At 66.3% G+C, this 16,612-nt stretch carries 18 protein-coding genes; 9 read left to right on the forward strand and 9 right to left on the reverse strand.

Features of this window, described 5'->3' with window-relative positions:
- Positions 1-8 precede the first annotated feature (8 nt).
- Complete coding sequence (locus QTI66_RS07045) at positions 9-641, forward strand: TetR/AcrR family transcriptional regulator (protein WP_286558449.1); 633 nt, start codon at positions 9-11, stop codon at positions 639-641.
- A gap of 75 nt (positions 642-716) precedes the next feature.
- The gene (locus tag QTI66_RS07050) at positions 717-1,514 is read left to right on the forward strand and encodes an esterase/lipase family protein (RefSeq protein WP_444814958.1); all 798 of its coding nucleotides are present in this window, start codon (positions 717-719) and stop codon (positions 1,512-1,514) included.
- 8 nt (positions 1,515-1,522) lie between these two features.
- Here the strand turns inward: QTI66_RS07050 and QTI66_RS07055 are convergent, their stop codons facing one another.
- Both QTI66_RS07055 and QTI66_RS07060 read right to left on the reverse strand, forming a co-directional pair.
- Positions 1,523-4,567: an FAD-binding and (Fe-S)-binding domain-containing protein gene (locus tag QTI66_RS07055; RefSeq protein ID WP_286558452.1), complete on the reverse strand. Its 3,045-nt coding sequence runs from the start codon at positions 4,565-4,567 to the stop codon at positions 1,523-1,525.
- Positions 4,568-4,574: 7 nt separating this feature from the next.
- A complete protein-coding gene (locus tag QTI66_RS07060; RefSeq protein ID WP_286558455.1) occupies positions 4,575-5,282 on the reverse strand; it encodes a GntR family transcriptional regulator in 708 nt (235 codons plus the stop codon).
- 123 nt (positions 5,283-5,405) lie between these two features.
- Here QTI66_RS07060 and QTI66_RS07065 point away from each other — a divergent pair, with 123 nt between their 5' ends.
- From QTI66_RS07065 to QTI66_RS07075, 3 genes are read left to right on the forward strand one after another with little or no spacing between them, the layout of a single operon-like run.
- A complete protein-coding gene (locus tag QTI66_RS07065) occupies positions 5,406-6,647 on the forward strand; it encodes a pyridoxal-phosphate-dependent aminotransferase family protein (protein WP_286558457.1) in 1,242 nt (413 codons plus the stop codon).
- Positions 6,648-6,698: 51 nt separating this feature from the next.
- The gene (locus tag QTI66_RS07070; RefSeq protein ID WP_286558458.1) at positions 6,699-7,676 is read left to right on the forward strand and encodes a tripartite tricarboxylate transporter substrate binding protein; all 978 of its coding nucleotides are present in this window, start codon (positions 6,699-6,701) and stop codon (positions 7,674-7,676) included.
- A complete protein-coding gene (locus QTI66_RS07075) occupies positions 7,673-8,449 on the forward strand; it encodes a fumarylacetoacetate hydrolase family protein (protein ID WP_286558460.1) in 777 nt (258 codons plus the stop codon). Before QTI66_RS07070 ends, QTI66_RS07075 begins: the two co-directional genes overlap by 4 nt.
- A gap of 7 nt (positions 8,450-8,456) precedes the next feature.
- Here the strand turns inward: QTI66_RS07075 and QTI66_RS07080 are convergent, their stop codons facing one another.
- Positions 8,457-9,674, reverse strand: a complete 1,218-nt coding sequence (locus QTI66_RS07080) for an MFS transporter (protein WP_286558461.1) — start codon at positions 9,672-9,674, stop codon at positions 8,457-8,459.
- A gap of 148 nt (positions 9,675-9,822) precedes the next feature.
- Between QTI66_RS07080 and QTI66_RS07085 the strand changes: the two genes are divergently transcribed.
- Positions 9,823-10,668 carry an isocitrate lyase/PEP mutase family protein gene (locus QTI66_RS07085; protein WP_286558463.1) on the forward strand — a complete coding sequence of 282 codons (846 nt, stop codon included), beginning with the start codon at positions 9,823-9,825 and terminating at the stop codon, positions 10,666-10,668.
- Positions 10,669-10,730: 62 nt separating this feature from the next.
- Positions 10,731-11,519, forward strand: a complete 789-nt coding sequence (locus QTI66_RS07090) for an HpcH/HpaI aldolase family protein (RefSeq protein WP_286558464.1) — start codon at positions 10,731-10,733, stop codon at positions 11,517-11,519.
- A 7-nt stretch (positions 11,520-11,526) separates the two neighbouring features.
- On the opposite strand, the gene QTI66_RS07095 is transcribed toward QTI66_RS07090, so the two are convergent.
- The 4 genes from QTI66_RS07095 to pdxH form a co-directional block, all read right to left on the reverse strand.
- Positions 11,527-11,883 (reverse strand): hypothetical protein, encoded by a 357-nt coding sequence (locus QTI66_RS07095; RefSeq protein WP_286558465.1) that lies wholly within the window; start codon positions 11,881-11,883, stop codon positions 11,527-11,529.
- Between the two features lie 162 nt (positions 11,884-12,045).
- On the reverse strand, positions 12,046-12,468 hold the full coding sequence (locus tag QTI66_RS07100) for an acyl-CoA thioesterase (protein ID WP_286558466.1): 423 nt from the start codon (positions 12,466-12,468) through the stop codon (positions 12,046-12,048).
- A complete protein-coding gene (locus QTI66_RS07105) occupies positions 12,465-13,292 on the reverse strand; it encodes a DMT family transporter (RefSeq protein WP_444814971.1) in 828 nt (275 codons plus the stop codon). Before QTI66_RS07105 ends, QTI66_RS07100 begins: the two co-directional genes overlap by 4 nt.
- A gap of 156 nt (positions 13,293-13,448) precedes the next feature.
- Positions 13,449-14,096, reverse strand: coding sequence for a pyridoxamine 5'-phosphate oxidase (pdxH, locus tag QTI66_RS07110; protein WP_286558467.1), 648 nt, complete (start codon positions 14,094-14,096; stop codon positions 13,449-13,451).
- 37 nt (positions 14,097-14,133) lie between these two features.
- On the opposite strand from pdxH, the gene QTI66_RS07115 reads away from it, so the two are divergent.
- Positions 14,134-14,712: a nucleotidyltransferase family protein gene (locus QTI66_RS07115; protein ID WP_286558468.1), complete on the forward strand. Its 579-nt coding sequence runs from the start codon at positions 14,134-14,136 to the stop codon at positions 14,710-14,712.
- On the opposite strand, the gene QTI66_RS07120 is transcribed toward QTI66_RS07115, so the two are convergent.
- Together QTI66_RS07120 and QTI66_RS07125 are read right to left on the reverse strand one after the other, a co-directional pair.
- Positions 14,699-15,241 (reverse strand): superoxide dismutase family protein, encoded by a 543-nt coding sequence (locus QTI66_RS07120; protein ID WP_286558469.1) that lies wholly within the window; start codon positions 15,239-15,241, stop codon positions 14,699-14,701. The two genes, QTI66_RS07115 and QTI66_RS07120, sit on opposite strands and share 14 nt — an antisense overlap.
- Positions 15,242-15,251: 10 nt before the next feature.
- On the reverse strand, positions 15,252-15,902 hold the full coding sequence (locus QTI66_RS07125) for a gamma-glutamylcyclotransferase (protein ID WP_286559044.1): 651 nt from the start codon (positions 15,900-15,902) through the stop codon (positions 15,252-15,254).
- Between the two features lie 120 nt (positions 15,903-16,022).
- On the opposite strand from QTI66_RS07125, the gene QTI66_RS07130 reads away from it, so the two are divergent.
- Positions 16,023-16,574, forward strand: coding sequence for an OmpA family protein (locus QTI66_RS07130; protein ID WP_286558470.1), 552 nt, complete (start codon positions 16,023-16,025; stop codon positions 16,572-16,574).
- The last annotated feature ends 38 nt before the right edge of the window (positions 16,575-16,612 follow it).

The following is a 16,612-nucleotide window of genomic DNA, read 5'->3' on the forward strand; positions in this document are numbered from 1 at the left end:
CGCAATCCGTGGCCAGTTCCAACACGCGTGAACGCATCCTGCTGACCAGCCTGGCGCTGTTCAATGAGCAGGGATTGGCGGCCGTCTCCACGCACCGCATCGCCGCCGAACTCGAGATCAGCTCGGGCAATCTGCACTACCACTTCAAGACCAAGCAGCTCATTGTCGAGCGGCTGCTGCGGCGCTTTGAAGAGCGTCTCGAATTGCTGAACGCATCGTCCGGCACGGTGCAGGCCATCGACGACCTGTGGCTCGCGCTGCACCTGCGCTTTGAAGCCATCGACGCCTATCGCTTCATCTACCGCGACATGGCCTTTCTTTCCAGCGAATACCTCACCCTGGGGGTGCGCGTGCAGGCCCTCACGGCACAAAATTTGCTGGCCACGCAATCGTTGTGCGAAACGCTGGTGGCAGCGGGGGTGATCACGGCCAATGCACATGACGCGCAAATGCTGGCGCTGCAGATGGTTTTTGCCACCACGTGCTGGCCTTCCTTCGAGCGACTGCTGCCGGGGCGCGAGGCCTTGCAGCAGGCGGATCCGGGCTTCGCGGCCTTTTACACCTTGACGTTGGTTTCGCCCTACGTCTCGCGGGAATCACGGGCTTATCTTGATTACCTTCGAAGCAAATACCTCGGATAAAGGGGAGTCGTCCGACTGACTCTGGAAGGTGCGGGCGGCATATTGAGAACCTGAAACGAATTCGAGATCTTTTGTATGACGACCGCTGCCAAAGCCATTCAACATCCATCGATGGCGAAACCCCTTGCGCCGCCATCGCGCCTACTGCTGCTCGCCGAATGGCGCGCGTTGTGGGAGGCGGGCGCGGCAATCGCCTGCTGGCCGTTGCTGCAACTCGCGCCGCGCGGTGACGGGCATCCGGTGCTCGTGTTGCCCGGCCTCGTGGCAAGCGATGGTTCCACGCGTCTCCTGCGCCGTTATCTCAAGGGCCGCGGCTACGACGCGCACGGTTGGGGTCAGGGGCGCAACCTTGGGCCGCGCGAAGGGGTTGAGGATGGTCTCTTCGCCAAGCTCGAGTCGATGCACGCCGAGAGCGGGCGCAAGGTGACGGTGGTCGGGTGGAGCCTCGGCGGCGTCTACGCGCGACTGATTGCAGCGCGCAGGCCCGATCTGGTGCGCAGCGTGGTCACGCTCGGCAGCCCCTTCACGGGCACCGGTCGGGCCACCAACGCCTGGCGACTCTACGAAGGCGTGAGCGGCCAGAGTGCCGAAGACCCGCGCTACGTGGCCGACGTCACGCCCACGCCGCGCGTGCCGACCACCTCCATCTTCAGCCGCACCGATGGCGTGGTGGCATGGCGCTGCAGCCTCGAGAAGCCGGGTCCGCATTCCGAGAACATCGAAGTGATCGCGAGCCACATGGGCCTGGGTGCACACCCGGCCGTGTTCTACGCGCTGGCCGATCGACTCGCGCAACCCGAAGGCCAGTGGAAGCCCTTCGATCGCAGCGTGCTCGGTCCGCTGGTCTATCCCGATCCTGCGCGCCGCGCCTGAAGCGCCCGTCAGGGCAGCAGCGTTTCAAGAAGCCGTGCCACGTGCACGGCCGTGCGTTGCGCGCCATCGGCGATCTGGTGGCGGCAGCTCGTGCCGTCGGCCAAGATGATCGCGTCGGGGTTCTTGCGCACGGCGGGCAGCAGGGCGGCCTCGGCCATCTGCATCGACACCTCGTAGTGCGCGGCGTCGTAGCCGAAGCTGCCGGCCATGCCGCAGCAGGACGATTCGATCAGCTCCGGCCTGGCGCCGGGGATGAGCTTGAGCACCTCCAGGATCGGACTCACGGCGCCGAAGGCTTTCTGGTGGCAATGGCCGTGCAGAAGGATCGGCTTGCCTGCCGGCTTGAATGCCACTTCGAATCGCCCGGCAGCAGCCTCGCGTGCGATGAACTCCTCGAACATGAGCGCCTGCTTCGCCACCGTCTGCGCCCTGTCGCCGAGGCCCATGACCAGCGCCTCGTCGCGCAGGGTCAACAGGCACGAGGGTTCGAGGCCCACGATGGGAACGCCGGCTTCGGCCAACGGAAGCAGGGCGTCGATCAACGCGCCGGCTCTTGCCTTGGCCTCATCCACCATGCCGCTTGCGAGGAAGGTGCGCCCGCAGCACAAGTGGCTTCCCGATTTTTCTGCGGTGTGCAGCACGTAGCCCGCGGCCGCCAGAACGCGTGCGGCGGCCAGTGCGTTCTCGCTTTCGAAGGTGCCGTTGAAGGTGTCGACAAAGAGCACTGCAGTCTTGTGGCCGGCCCCGGCTGCAGCGACTGTGTCAGCGACGCTCGCGAACATTGACGCGTCACGCACTTTCCAGAAGGTGTCGCTGCGCCAATGCGGTAGCGAGCGCTGCGAGGAAAAGCCCAGCATCTTCTCGCTCACCCACGACGCGCCGGGCACGATGTTGCGCAGGTTCAGCAGCCAGCCGACCTTGCTCGCCAGATGCGCATAGTCAGGCAGGTGGGCGACCAGTCGGTCCTTGAGCGTGTGGCCGTGCCGGGCCTTGTAGTGGGCCAGGAACTCGATCTTCATCCTCGCCATGTCGACGCCGGTGGGGCAGTCGCGCTTGCAGCCCTTGCAGCTGACGCACAGGTCCATGGTCTCGTGCATGGCGTCGCTGGTGAAGGCATCGGGGCCGAGCTGGCCGGAGATGGCCAGGCGCAGCGTGTTCGCGCGCCCGCGCGTCAGGTGCTGCTCGTCGCGCGTCACGCGGTAGCTCGGGCACATGGTGCCGGCGTCGAACTTGCGGCAGTGGCCGTTGTTGTTGCACATCTCGACGGCCTTGGCGAAGCCGCCCGTCACGTCGCCGCCGGTGCCGGGCGCGGTGGTCACCTCGGTCACGGGGTCGGCCTGCACGTTCCACGCGGACCAGTCGAGTACCGGCGTGAGTGCGATGCGCTTGTAGGGCCTGGGCGCCGTCGGCGGCGCGAAGCGGAACAGCGATCCGTCATCCATCTTCGGCGGATCGATGATCTTGCCGGGGTTGAAGAGGTTGATCGGGTCGAGCTTTTGCTTGATGGAGCGGAAGGCTTCATTGATGGCCGGTCCGAACTGCCATTCGATCCATTCGCCGCGGCACAGGCCGTCGCCGTGCTCGCCGCTGAATGCGCCCTTGTACTTGCGCACCAGCGCGCTGGCTTCTTCGGCGATGGCGCGCATCTTGAGGGCGCCGTCGGTGCGCATGTCCAGGATGGGCCGCACGTGCAGCGTGCCGACCGACGCATGCGCGTACCAGGTGCCGCGGCTCCCGTGCCGGGCGAAGACTTCCGTCAGCGCGTCGGTGTATTCGGCGAGGTGTTCCAGCGGCACGGCGCAGTCTTCGATAAAGCTGACGGGCTTGCCGTCGCCCTTGAGGCTCATCATGATGTTGAGCCCCGCCTTGCGCACTTCCCACAGGTTCTTCTGCGGCGCTTCATCGGGCATGTCGACGACGCTGCCCGGCAGGCCGAGGTCGCCCATCAGCTCGACCAACTGCCTGAGCCGCGGGAGCAACGCGCTCTTGTCGTTGCCTGAAAATTCGACCAGCAAAATGGCCGCGGGCTTTCCGATGAGAGCCGTCTCCACCGTCGGCCTGAAGGCCGGGTTGGCCAGGCTCAATTCGATCATCGTGCGGTCGACCAGCTCGACGGCCGTCGGCCCGAGCTTGACGATGTGCTGGGCCGCATCCATCGCCGCATGGAAGGTCGGGAAGTTGACGACGCCCAGCACCTTGGCGCGCGGCAGGTCCGCCAGCTTCAGCGTGAGGTTGCGCGTGAAGGCGAGGGTGCCTTCGGACCCGACGAGCAGGTGCGCCAGGTTGACGCTGCCGTCTTCGGTGTAGGGCTTCTCGCTCTGGTTGTCGAAGATGTCGAGGTTGTAGCCCGCCACGCGCCGCATGACCTTGGGCCAACGCGCCGCGATCTCGCCCTTGTGCTGTTGTGCGAGCTGGCGAATATGGTGGGCGATGTCGGCTGCGCGCCCGCTCATGCGCGAGACCGGTCCGAAATCCACCACCTCGCCGCTGGAGAGCCACACGCTCGCGCCGAGCACGTTGTGCACCATGTTGCCGTAGGCGATCGAGCGCGAGCCACAGGAGTTGTTGCCCGCCATGCCGCCGAGCGTGGCTTGCGCGCTGGTGGACACGTCGACCGGATACCACAGCCCATGCGGCTTGAGTTGCGCGTTGAGCCGGTCGAGCACCATGCCCGGTTCCACGGTGACGGTGCGTCCTTCGAGGTCCAGTTCAAGCAGGCGCCGGAAGTACTTGGTGCTGTCGATGACAAGCGCCGCGCCCGTGGTCTGGCCGCACTGGCTGGTGCCCGCGCCGCGTGGCAGCACCGGCACCTGCAACTCGCGCGCGATGTCGATGGCGGTGGCGATGTCCGACTCGCTGCGGGGCACGAGCACGCCCACCGGCATGATCTGGTAGATCGACGCGTCGGTCGCGTAGCGGCCGCGCGAGGCATCGTCGAAGAGCACCTCGCCTTGGGTCTCGGCCTGCAGGCGCCGCGCCAGCAACTCGCAGGTCTCGTTGGGCGGCAAGACGGTGCCGGCTGGCTGCAGGTGGCTCGCGGGGTCGATGCGCATGGGGGCCTTATTGGCGCGTCTTGCCGCGCCTGGGTTTCGCTTCGGGATAGATCTCGCCGGCGCGCAGCAACTCGAGTACCGTGTCGCGCTTGTGATTCAGGTGCTCGATGAGGACGGCACGCATCGCCGGCGCGTCGCGGGCACTCAAGGCCTCGACCATGCGCTCGTGCTCCGACACGGCGCGCTGCCACTTGGCCGCTTCCTGGTTGGTACGAAAGCGCAGCGACTGCACGCGGGCATTGATGCCTTGATAGGTGGACGTGAGCACCGGGTTTTTCGCGGAAGCGTTGATGGCGGTGTGGATGCGCGCGTTGATGCGGTAGTAGCCCGACAAGTCGTTGCGCGTGAAGCACGCGAGCATCTCGTAGTGCAGGGCGCGAATTTCCGCCAGCTCGGCATCGGTGATGCGCTGCGCCGCCAACTCGCCCGACATGCCTTCGAGCGCGGCCAGCAGTTCGAAGGTGTTGACGACGTCCGCCTCGGTGAGCTTGACGGCCACCGCGCCGCGGTTGGGCAGCAGGTCGACCAATCCTTCCGCGCCCAGCAGCTTGATGGCTTCGCGAAGGGGCGTGCGCGAGACGTGCAACTGCTCGCTCAACTCCCGTTCGTTGAGCTTGGCGCCGGGCGCGATGTGGCCTTCGACCAGCATGGTGCGCAGCCGCGAGGCCACCTGGTCATGCAGCGCGAGGCTGGAGATTTCGATGATTTCTGCCATGTCCTGAATCGTTCAAGCGCATTTTGCATGCAAAAAATGAAAGGCTCAACACACTGCCCATATGGTTAACGATTATGCGAAACAACGTTTTGCATGCAAAACTAGCGCTGAAAGGACATTGCGATGCTTCAACTCGACTTTCATCCGACAGGCCGTCATTTCCTGCAGATTCCCGGGCCGAGCCCCGTGCCCGACCGCATCCTGCGAGCGATGAGCCTGCCGACCATCGACCACCGTGGTCCCGAATTCGGCTTGCTGGGCCGGCGCGTGCTCGACGGCATCCAGAACATCTTCAAGACGCGCCATCCGGTGATGATCTACCCCGCCTCGGGCACAGGCGCCTGGGAAGCCGCACTGGTCAACACGCTGAGCGCCGGCGACCACGTGCTGATGTTCGAGACCGGCCACTTCGCCTCGCTGTGGCAGAAGATGGCGACCCGGCTCGGCATCTCCACCGAGTTCCTGTCATGGAACGGTACTGACGAGCACTTGCCGCAGGCACCCGGATGGCGGCGCGGCGTGCAGGCCGACCTGATCGAGGCGCGCCTGCGCAAGGACACCGAAAAGAAGATCAAGGCCGTCTGCGTTGTGCACAACGAGACGTCGACGGGCGTCACCTCCGACATCGCCAGCGTTCGTGCCGCCATCGACGCGGCTGGCCATCCGGCGCTGTTGATGGTCGACAGCATCTCGGGCCTGGCCAGCGCCGATTTCCGCCACGACGAATGGGGCGTGGACGTGACCATCAGCGGTTCCCAAAAAGGCCTGATGCTGCCGCCCGGCATCAGCTTCAACGCGCTCTCGCCGCGTGCGATCGAGGCCGCGAAGACGGCCACGCTGCCACGTTCCTTTTGGGCGTGGGACGAAATCATCGAGATGAACAAGGACGGCTACTGGCCCTACACGCCGAACACGAACCTGCTGTATGGACTGGCCGAGTCGCTCGACATGCTGCTCGGCGAGGGGCTGAACAACGTCTTTGCCCGCCACCAGCGTTGGGCCGCCGGTGTGCGCGCCGCCGTCAACGCATGGGGCCTGCCGATCCAGTGCGCCGACCCGGCCGTCTATTCGCCGGTGCTGACCGGCGTCATCACGCCGGTCGGTGTCGATGCCGACGCGCTGCGGCGCCTGATCCATCAACGCTTCGACCTGTCGCTCGGCACCGGCCTGGGCAAGTTGAAGGGCCGCATGTTCCGCATGGGCCATCTGGGTGACAGCAACGACCTCACGCTGGTGGCGATGGTCGCCGGCGTCGAGATGGGCATGAAGCTCGCCGGCATCAAGCTCGCGGCGAGCGGCGTGCAGGCCGCCATGGATCACTTCGCGAGCCACGCCGCACCTGCCGCGTTGCAAAAGGCGGCCTGATCGCCTGCGCTTCATCACGATCGATCGTCAACAACAAAAGGAGACTCCACGATGCAACGACGCCAACTGATCCAGGCCGCCGGTGCGGCCGCCGCTTCGCTGGGCGCGCCCAGCCTGTTCGCGCAGGAATGGCCCAACGCGCCGGTGCGCATCATCGTGGGCTTTCCGCCCGGCGGCGGCACCGATGCGCTCGCGCGCGTCGTCGGCCAGAAGCTGTCGGTGATGTGGGGGCAGTCGGTGGTCGTGGAGAACAAGGCAGGTGTCTCGGGCGTGCTCGCGGCCGAGTACGAGGCCACGCAGCCGAGCGACGGCTACACGCTGCTGATGGCGCACATCAACAGCCATGCACTTGCGCCCAGCCTGCAGCCGAAGCTGCGCTATGACGCGCAGCGCGACTTCGTGCCCATCGTGCTGGTGGGCGTCACGCCCAACCTGCTGGTCGCTGCGCCGGGGCAAAAGGAAGTGACGGTGAAGGACATCGTCGCGCTGTGCAAGGCCAACCCCGGCAAGATCAGCTTCGGCTCGGCCGGGCCCGGTTCCGCACAGCATCTGGCGCTGGAGATGTTCAAGGTGCAGGCCGGCGTCGACGCGATGCACGTGCCATACAAAGGCAGTGCGCCGGCATTGGCCGACCTGATGGGCAACCAGATCCAGTACTGCTTCGAGACGATGACGGCGGCGACGCCGCACGTGAAGGCGGGCAAGGTGCATGCGGTGGCACAGACGCGGGCCAAGCGCGCCAAGGGCCACCCGACCGTGCCGACCATGCAGGAAGAGGGCTTTGTCGGCTTTGACGCCACCACGTGGTACGGCCTCGCCGGTCCCGGCAAGCTGCCTGCCGGCATCGCCGACAAGATCAACACCGACGTCAACACCGTGCTGGCCATGCCCGACGTACAGGAGCGGCTCGACACCTATGGCGCCGAAGACGGCGGCGGATCGCGCGACAAGTTCAAACAGTTCATCGCCACCGAAATTGCAAAATGGGCGAAAGTCGTCAAGGACGGCAATGTGAAAGTGGATGGATGAACGCAAGCAAACTGGATGATCTGGCGCAAGCGCTGGCGACCGCATGGCACGAGGGCCGTTCCATTGCCAGCGCAGTGCCGTGGCAGGACGTCTTGCAGGACGCGGACGACGCCTATCTCGCGCAGGACGCATTGGGCCGTGCCATGGCCTGGTTCGGTACCACGGCGGTGCCGGGGCACTGGAAGTCAGGCGGTCCTTCTCGCGACGCCGTGCTGACCCATGCGCCCCTGCCGCCGCATGGCGTTCGGGCCAGCCCGGCGCAGTTTGGTGACATGCATTTCCATGTGCCGGGCATCGAAGCCGAGATCGCGCTGCGCCTCGGCGAAGCCGTGACGCCGGAGCGTGCGGCTGGCCTCAAGCCGGAAGATGCAGGTGCGCTGGTGGACGCAATGGCGGTCTCCATCGAGATCGTCGATTCGCGCTGGGCCGCGGGCAACCAGGCGCCTGCGCTCCTGCGACTGGCTGACATGCAGTCGCACGGCGCGCTGGTGCTCGGCGAATGGGTGCCTTATGCGCCGCGCGACTGGTCGGCGCAACGCTGCGAGGCGCGTATCGGCACGCAGGAAACTGTTGCTCGCACCGGGACGCATTCATTGGGCGATCCTGCGTGGCTGCTGCCGACGTGGCTGCGTCATGTGACGCGTCATGGGAAGAGTGTGCCGGCGGGTACCGTTATCACGACGGGCACGTGGGTGGGCGTGCTGCCGATCCTCGCGGGTCAAAAGGTGGTCGTCGAATTCCCGGGCATCGGGCGGGCGGAAGCGACGCTCTAGTTAACGCTCAGGGTGCTTTGCGTTCCGATGCAGGCGCACTCCGGCGCATCGCCTGCCATCCCAGCAGCACGATCGCGAGCAGAGAAAATCCAGCGCCGGCCACGAAGGTCGATTCCGCACCCAGCGCATCCCACAGCAACCCCGCCAGAACGCTCGCCGCCAGCATCGCCACGCCGCTCACCAGATTGAACACGCCAAAGGCGGTCCCGCGCAAATCCGCGGGCGCGGTGTCGGCCACCATCGTGGCGAGCAGCCCCTGCGTCATGCCCATGTGCACGCCCCACAACGCAACGCCAGCGAACAAGGCCGCCCAATGCGTCCCACTCGCCAGGACCAGATCGGCTGCCAGCAGCACCATCAGGCCCAGCACCAGCAGCTTGTGATGGCTCATCGAATCGGAGAGCTTTCCAAAGGGATAGGCCGACGCCGCATACAAGAGGTTCATCGCCACCATCACCAACGGCACGAGCGCGGGCGGGACGCCGCACTGCAGCGCCCGCAAGACGAGAAATGCCTCGCTGAAACGTGCCAGCGTGAAGATGGCGCCGACTTGCACCGTCCACCAATAAGCACGCGGCAGGCGCCGGATGCTTTCGCGCCGGATGGGGTTCGTGCGCACCGCTGGGCGCCCGGTGGCCGGCTCCTTCAATCCGAACAGCAACAGCGCCACGGCCAGAAAGCCGGGAATCGCCGCGACCCAGAAGATCGACCTGAAGTCGTTGGCCCACAGCAGCATGAGCCCCACGGCGATCAGCGGACCGAGAAATGCGCCCACGGTGTCCAGCGCTTGCCGCAGCCCGAAAGCCGCGCCACGCAAATGCGCCGGTGCAAGGTCCGCCACCAGCGCATCGCGCGGAGCCCCTCGGATGCCCTTGCCGACGCGGTCCAGCAAGCGGGCCGTGACCACAACGCCAAGGCTCGGAGCCAGCGCAAACAATGGCTTGCTGAAGGCGCCCAGCGCATAGCCCGCCACGGCCAGCCCCTTGCGCCGGCCCAGGTAGTCGCTCAACGCGCCCGAGAAGACCTTCACGACCAGCGCCACAGATTCCGCCAGGCCCTCGACCATGCCCACGGCCAGCACGCTGGTGCCCAATGTCGTGACCATGAACATCGGCAGCAGTGCGTGGATCATCTCCGAGGAGATGTCCATCAGCATGCTCACGAAGCCCAGCACCCAGACGCCTGTCGGGATCTGGCGCAGGATCGATGGGGGCGTGCCGGGCATGGATGTGTCTCGGTGGTCGTCGGACGCCGCATTGTCGGCGCTTCATCTCCAGGCGCGCGGCATTGCATGCGTGCCTTGCCGCAGCGCAATTGCCGTTGCTGTGGCACCCTTGCGATCCCGGCGCTGCAGAACCCAAGCAAGGAGACTCATGATCACCCCATCCAGTTCCAGCATCGCGGCCCGCCGCCGCGCATTCAAGGACTTGCACGCAAGCGGTTGCTTCGTCATTCCCAACCCGTGGGACATCGGCAGCGCACGCTACCTGCAAAGCCTTGGCTTCAAGGCGCTGGCCACGACGAGTTCAGGCTACGCGTGGACGCTCGGCCATCCCGATGGAGGCCTGTCGCGAGAGGTGGTGCTGGCGCACTTGCGCGACATGGTCGCGGCCACCGATCTTCCGGTGAATGCCGATTTCGAGAGCGGCTACGCATCCGACGCGCAAGGCGTGGCGGAAAGCGTGCGCATGGCCGTTGAAACGGGCGTGGCAGGCCTGTCCATCGAGGACTCGACGGGCGACGCCGCCAATCCGCTGCGCGACATCGATGTGTCCGTCGCGCGGATTCGCGCCGCGCGCGCCGCCATCGACAAGTCCGGCGGCGACACGCTGCTGGTCGGCCGTGCCGAGAACTTCATCGTGGGCCGACCCGATCTGGAAGACGCCATCGCACGGCTCAAGGCCTATTCGGAGGCGGGCGCCGATTGCCTCTACGCGCCGGGCATCCGCACGCGCGAGCAGATCGCCGCGGTGGTCGCTGCCGTGGCGCCGAAGCCGGTCAACCTGCTCGTCGGCGGGACCAGCGATCTCACGATGCAGGACATCGCCGCGCTGGGCGTGCGGCGGGTGAGCGTGGGTGGCGCACTGGCACGTTCGGCGTGGGGCGGATTCATGCGCGCCGCCCGTGCTATTGCCGAGCAGGGCCGCTTTGATGGTTTTGCCGATGCGGCCCCGGGTGTGGAACTCAACGCGATGTTTCGGGGTGGGGATCGAGCCTGAACCGCAAACCGGGGAAAAGGATTCCAATCAGGCAAGATTCAAACCCCAACAGGAGACTTCACATGCGTCCCAACCGTTTGCGCGAGATCTGGAAATCCGGTGGTGCGGCCGTCAACGGGTGGCTCGCCATTCCGAACGGTTTCTCCGCCGAGACGATGGCCCATCAGGGTTGGGACTCCCTCACCATCGACTTGCAGCACGGCGTGGTGGACTACCAGGCCATGGTCGGGATGCTGCAGGCCATCTCGACCACAGACACGGTGCCCATCGTTCGCGTGCCGTGGCTGGAGCCCGGCGTGCTCATGAAGTCGCTCGATGCCGGCGCCTACGGCGTGATCTGCCCGATGGTCAACACGCGCGAAGACGCGCAAAAGCTCGTCGCCTGGACGCACTACGCGCCGCAGGGCACCCGCAGCTTCGGCCCGATCCGCGCGCTGCTTTATGGCGGTTCCGACTACCCCCAGCATGCCAACAACACCATCGTGACCTTCGCGATGATCGAGACCGCCAAGGCGCTCGACAACCTGGACGGCATCCTCTCGGTGGAAGGGCTCGACGCCATCTACATCGGCCCTTCGGACCTGTCGCTGGCGCTCGGCTGCCGGCCCGTGTTCGACGACGTGGACCCGAAGGCGCAAGAGGCGATCGACCACATCCTCGAACGTGCCAAGGCGCATGGCGTGGTCGCCGGCATCCACAACGGCAACGCCAATGGCGCGCTGGCGCGGATCGCCAACGGATTCCAGTTCACGACGGTCAGCTCGGACGCGCGGCTGATGGCGGCAGGGGCGCAGCAGGTGATCGCGGCGATGCGCGCGCAACAGCCATCACCGGCGGCGGGCTCGTATTGATTTGGCGCTACGCCTTCTGCAAGGAGGGCAGCTTGTCGAACGCGGCGCGAGTCATGAACTCGGTCTTGAACGCCATGCAGTGCAGTTCATTGCGAAACTGCAGAGGCGTTACGTTCGCGCGAAAGTACACCGGGCCGTGGAGTCCCTGAACGCGGCAGACGGCAATTTGCACAAAGTGATAGGTCCACCATGCGGCGATGCGGCGGCGCAAGCTTGACGTTGGGGGGCCGAGAAGATGTCCGTTGGCCGCGCGGGTCGGGGCGGGCGGGTAGCCTCTTGGTTTGGCCGGAAGTGGCGCGCTCATCGGGTGCGCGCCGCGCTGCCAGAACCGCATGGGTGTCGAGTGATTCAACTTGGACTTCATGGCGAGGGCCAGCTTAGGCTCCTTCGCTTCGGCATGCCATCGGTCTCGCGAAGCGATCGCGGACATGCACCGACGAAAACGTGAAGAGTTACGGCTTTCGCGATGCGTTCTTGCGATCTGTTTCCAGCGCGACCCATGCGCCGGCAAGCCGCAACCCCCCGTTCAGTCGCTCACCAGCGCGCGCAGCCAGTCCGGCAGCGGCTCGGCCTTCTGCTTCGGAAAATCCACCCAGATGGTGGTCGCACCACCGGCCGCGTAGATCACGCCGGGCGTGTCCTCGCGTTCCATCGTGGCCCACGTCTCGAACGTGGTGCGCGCCGGGTCGCTGGCATACATCTTCACGCGCACGTTGCCGGGGTACTCCAGCTGCTTGTAGAAGTTGCAGAAGGCGTTGACGATCACCATGCCGTGGCCTTGCGGTTCGGGCTGCACGGCGAGCGAGTGCCACCAGTCGATGCGCACCGTCTCCAGGTACCGGAAGTAGCTTGCGTTGTTGAGGTGGCCCATGGCATCCATGTCGCCCCATCGAATGGGGATCGACATTTCATAGACGAACTTCTTCTTCCCGGGAATTTCAAACTTCATTTGTGCGCCTTGATCGATGCGAGGATGCCCAGGACGAACAGGACGGCCGCCGCGAACTCGCTCGCTTGCGGCCAGCGGCCGTCCCACAGGAAAGCGTAGAGCAGGGCGAACAGCGTTTCGCTCACGATGAGCTGGCCGCACAAGCTCGGAGACAACCTCTGACTGGCGATGTTCCACAGGATGGTGGCGAGCCACGACGAGCCGATGCCCACGGCCAGCGCGATCACCACGAACAGCGCAATGTTCGGCTGGGCCATCAGGGCGCCGATGCCCGATCCGGCCACCAGCCACAACACGCAGGCGCCCAGACCGGTGGCCATGCCGAGCCAGTTGGCCCAGTCAGTAGCCTGTACTTCATGGTGATGCGCCAGCCAACGAGCGTTGAGGAGGGCGAAAGCCGTCCAGCTTGCCATCGCCAGCAGGGCCAGCACCAGCCCCCAGCCCCAGGCGCTGCCGCCGTTGGTGCCTCCGCCTTCGGGCCATGCGCTGGCGACCATGAGGCCGATGCCCGCGGCGGTGAGCGCCAAGCCCGGCATCAGCGTGCGCAAGCGCAGCCCATGAGGCCGGCCCAGCAGCATGACCCAGACGGGGATCGTGCCGATGATGAGGCTCGGCACGGCCGTGCCCGCCGCGGCAATGGAGAACGCCAGCAGCAGGTAGTAGCCGGTAAAACCCAGCACGCTGAGCCAGAGCGCACCGCCGGCTTGCCGCGCCGTCGGCCAGCGCCGCGCCGCCGGCCGCGTGGCCACGGCTGCCAATGCCACCACGCCGAAGACCACGAAGCGCGCGGCCGTGATGTCCACCATGCCGAAGTTGCCCAGCATGCGGGGCGCCACGAACACCAGCCCCCAAAGCGCGCCCGCGGCCAAGCCTGCCGCGATGCCGACGAGGGCATGGGGACTCAACGCGCGATGCGCCGCGCCGCCATCGACGGCGGGCCGTCGAACCGAATCAGTTTCCACTCTGGAAGACCTTGCCGCTCAAGGCGCGAGCCGTTCGCGCAGCCATTGACCGTCTTCGCGCCGGTAGCGCAGGCGGTCGTGAAGCCGGCTCTTGCGCCCTTGCCAGAATTCCCAGGTGTCCGGCACCAGCCGATAGCCGCCCCAGTGCGGCGGACGGGGCGGGGACAGCAGGTGCTTGGCGGCAAAGATGGCCGCGTTCTTCACGAGCACGTCGCGCCCGCTGATGACCTGGCTTTGCGGGCTGGCCCAAGCCCCAATGCGCGAATCGAGTGGCCGGCTGGCGAAGTAGGCGTCGCTCTGCGCGGCATCGACCTTTTCGACACGGCCTTCGATGCGCACCACGCGTTCCAGCTCGACCCAGTGAAACTGCAGCGCCGCAAAGGGATTGCCCGCCAGCTCCTGGCCCTTGCGGCTCTGGTAGTTGGTGTACCAGACCACGCCGCGCTCATCGAAGCCCTTGATGAGCACGATGCGCGTGGAGGGACGCAGGTCGCTGCCGACGGTGGCCAGCGTCATCGCGTTGGGTTCGGGCAGTTGCGCATCGATGGCTTCGGCAAGCCAGCGTTCGAACTGGCGAAGCGGATCGGCATCGCTGCGGGTTTCATCGAGCTCTGCGCGCTCGTAGCTCTTGCGCAGCGCGGCCAGCGTTTCATTGGGAGACGTCATGGCGCCATTGTCGGGGAAGGCGGGAGATACTGCGGCCATGTCCACGACTGCCTCTTCTCCTGATTCGTCGCATGCGCTCCCGGTGGTGATCGTGCTGGCCTCCGGGCGCGGCGAGCGCTTTGTCGCTTCCGGTGGCAGCGGCTCCAAGCTGCGTGCCTTGCTGGCGGGCACGCCGGTGATGGAGCACACCCTGGCTGCCGTGCGTGCCAGCGGCCTGCCGTGGCATCTCGAGGACGTGGGTCACGCCGGCATGGGCGACTCCATCGGGGCGGCTGTTCGTGCCACGTCGGGTGCGGCGGGCTGGTTGATTCTTCCGGCCGACCTGCCGCTGGTGAAGCCGGCGACCTTGCAGCGAGTGGCTCAGGCCATCGCGGAAGGCGCACGCGCGGTGCAGCCGGCCCATGATGGCACCAAGGGCCATCCGGTCGGATTCGGCGCTGCAAGCGGCGCTGCGCTGGCAGCGCTGGAAGGCGCACAGGGTGCGGCCGCCGTGCTGCGTGCGTTGCGTGCAAAGGGCGCGGTGGTCGATATCGACGTGAACGACATCGGCATCCTCACCGACATCGACACCCTGGACGATCTCGCCAGGGCCGAGGCGCTGCTCAGCTCCTCGTGATCACCGCGCAGGCAATGCGCGGGCCGGAATTGCCGGCCGGCTGCGTGGTGAAGTCGTCCCGGTCCCGGTGAACCACGAGCGCGCGGCCCACCACGTTGTTGGCCGCACCGTCCGTCAGGGAAATTGCGTGGTCGTCCACGCTGAAGCGCGCAACGCCGCCTGCGTCTGCCACGAGGCTGGGCAACTCGCCTGCGTGGCTGCCGGCAGCGCCGTACTTGCCGTGCGTGCCGCCAGCGGGGTTGAAGTGGCCGCCTGCCGCATTGCCGTTGTCGCCGCAATCGCCTTTTTCATGGATGTGGAAGCCATGCTCGGTGTTTGGCGCAAATCCGCGCACCTCGCCGGCGATGCGAACGCCGTGGTCCAGGGCGGTGAACGTCACGTTGCCGACGGTCGGATTGGGCGACACCGCCGCCGTGGGCACGAGGCTCGCCGTGGCGCCCGGCCGGGCCGAGCCCGTCGCCATGTTGCCGCAAGCGCCGAGCAGGCTCGTGGCGCCAATGACGGTCAGGGCGGCAAGGTAGCGTTTCATGTTTTCTCCACTAGCTGTTTGTTGTCGATGAATGACGGTGTAGCGCATGCGGGGCAGCCGCGCAATCGGTGGACCCCGACAGCGACGCTTCGGCCAAGCGCACGAGACGTCCCAGCGCGGCATCGTGAATGCCGTGGCGCTGCAGTTCATGAAAGGTCTGGCGGGCGTACTCGATCGACGTGCCGTAGCGGCCCGTGGCTTGCGCAAAGATCTCGCGATAGCGCGCGTCGCTCAATTCGCCGGTGAAGTTGGGACTGCGCCGCGAGAGCGTGAAGGCCAGCGCGCGGACCTTGCCACCGGGTGTCACGCAGTCGAGCCAGCGCGGGTCGTAAACGCCGGTGGGCATCTCGCGCAGCCACAGCCGGCCCAGCGTTTCGAGCCCATCGGCAGCAGGAATCCGGAAGACCATGCCGCGGCAGCTTCCCCCAGACAAGAGGCCGAAGACCAAGCCCGGGCACTGCGGCGTGCCGCGGTTGACGCGGCTCCACATCTTCAACGCGCGGTGCCACCCGTGCAGATGCGCGGCGCGGCGCTCTGCGAATTCGAACTCGGGCCGCCAGATGAGCGAGCCATAGCCGAAGATCCACAAGTCCTGGTGGCCACCCCATTCGTCGATGGCGCGCGCCAGCATGGGCTGGGGGTCGCGCAGCGGCTTGATCATCGGGTCGAGCCCGGGAGGGCCCGGATCATTCACATTTGCGCTTTCGGTCACGCCTACAATCCCGCGGTTATGGTCCAACGCACCATTATTTACCGACCACTTGATTACGGAGATCGACCGATGGCAGCTACCAGCGAAGACGACGGCCAAACCTACTTCATCCTCGGGTTGGCGGGCGGCATCATTGCCCTCGTTCTCTTCCTGGTCGTGGGGATTGCGATTTCCAGGAGCCCTGCGCCTGCCGCGGCCGCCGCCGGCGGGGCCGCGACAGCGACGATGGCAGTCGCCGCGGCGCCCAAGGTGGTTGAAGTCACCGAAACGGTGGTTGTCGTGATTCCCGACGGCGCCAGCGTGCGCGTGGTCGACGGTGTCGTGAAGTTCTACTTCGCCACCGGCAGCACTGATCTGGCACCGGGCGCGGCCGAAGCACTGGCAGCCGTCATCAAGGGCGTGGAAGGCGGCAAGAAGGCCGTCGTGTCTGGTTACCACGACGACACCGGCGATGCCGCCAAGAACGCCGAACTGGCCAAGCAGCGTGCCGAAAGAGTGCAGGAAGTGCTTGTCGGCCTGGGCGTGCCGGCCGGCAAGGTCGAGCTGAAAAAGCCCGAAGGCACCACGGGCACCGGCAGCAATGCCGAGGCGCGTCGGGTCGAAGTCAAGCTCGTCGACTGAAGCCGCACCCCGATGCACGGAAAAGCCCGGCCTGACCG

This window comes from Variovorax brevis (genome assembly GCF_030317105.1).
Lineage (GTDB): Bacteria > Pseudomonadota > Gammaproteobacteria > Burkholderiales > Burkholderiaceae_C > Variovorax > Variovorax brevis.

Coding starts and splice junctions, on each gene's coding strand:
- QTI66_RS07050 (WP_444814958.1), top strand. CDS start 717: ATGACGACCGCTGCCAAAGCCATTCAACATCCATCGATGGCGAAACCC.
- QTI66_RS07055 (WP_286558452.1), bottom strand. CDS start 4,567: ATGCGCATCGACCCCGCGAGCCACCTGCAGCCAGCCGGCACCGTCTTG.
- QTI66_RS07060 (WP_286558455.1), bottom strand. CDS start 5,282: ATGGCAGAAATCATCGAAATCTCCAGCCTCGCGCTGCATGACCAGGTG.
- QTI66_RS07065 (WP_286558457.1), top strand. CDS start 5,406: ATGCTTCAACTCGACTTTCATCCGACAGGCCGTCATTTCCTGCAGATT.
- QTI66_RS07070 (WP_286558458.1), top strand. CDS start 6,699: ATGCAACGACGCCAACTGATCCAGGCCGCCGGTGCGGCCGCCGCTTCG.
- QTI66_RS07075 (WP_286558460.1), top strand. CDS start 7,673: ATGAACGCAAGCAAACTGGATGATCTGGCGCAAGCGCTGGCGACCGCA.
- QTI66_RS07080 (WP_286558461.1), bottom strand. CDS start 9,674: ATGCCCGGCACGCCCCCATCGATCCTGCGCCAGATCCCGACAGGCGTC.
- QTI66_RS07085 (WP_286558463.1), top strand. CDS start 9,823: ATGATCACCCCATCCAGTTCCAGCATCGCGGCCCGCCGCCGCGCATTC.
- QTI66_RS07090 (WP_286558464.1), top strand. CDS start 10,731: ATGCGTCCCAACCGTTTGCGCGAGATCTGGAAATCCGGTGGTGCGGCC.
- QTI66_RS07095 (WP_286558465.1), bottom strand. CDS start 11,883: ATGAAGTCCAAGTTGAATCACTCGACACCCATGCGGTTCTGGCAGCGC.
- QTI66_RS07100 (WP_286558466.1), bottom strand. CDS start 12,468: ATGAAGTTTGAAATTCCCGGGAAGAAGAAGTTCGTCTATGAAATGTCG.
- QTI66_RS07105 (WP_444814971.1), bottom strand. CDS start 13,292: ATGCTGGGCAACTTCGGCATGGTGGACATCACGGCCGCGCGCTTCGTG.
- pdxH (WP_286558467.1), bottom strand. CDS start 14,096: ATGACGTCTCCCAATGAAACGCTGGCCGCGCTGCGCAAGAGCTACGAG.
- QTI66_RS07115 (WP_286558468.1), top strand. CDS start 14,134: ATGTCCACGACTGCCTCTTCTCCTGATTCGTCGCATGCGCTCCCGGTG.
- QTI66_RS07120 (WP_286558469.1), bottom strand. CDS start 15,241: ATGAAACGCTACCTTGCCGCCCTGACCGTCATTGGCGCCACGAGCCTG.
- QTI66_RS07125 (WP_286559044.1), bottom strand. CDS start 15,902: ATGATCAAGCCGCTGCGCGACCCCCAGCCCATGCTGGCGCGCGCCATC.
- QTI66_RS07130 (WP_286558470.1), top strand. CDS start 16,023: ATGGCAGCTACCAGCGAAGACGACGGCCAAACCTACTTCATCCTCGGG.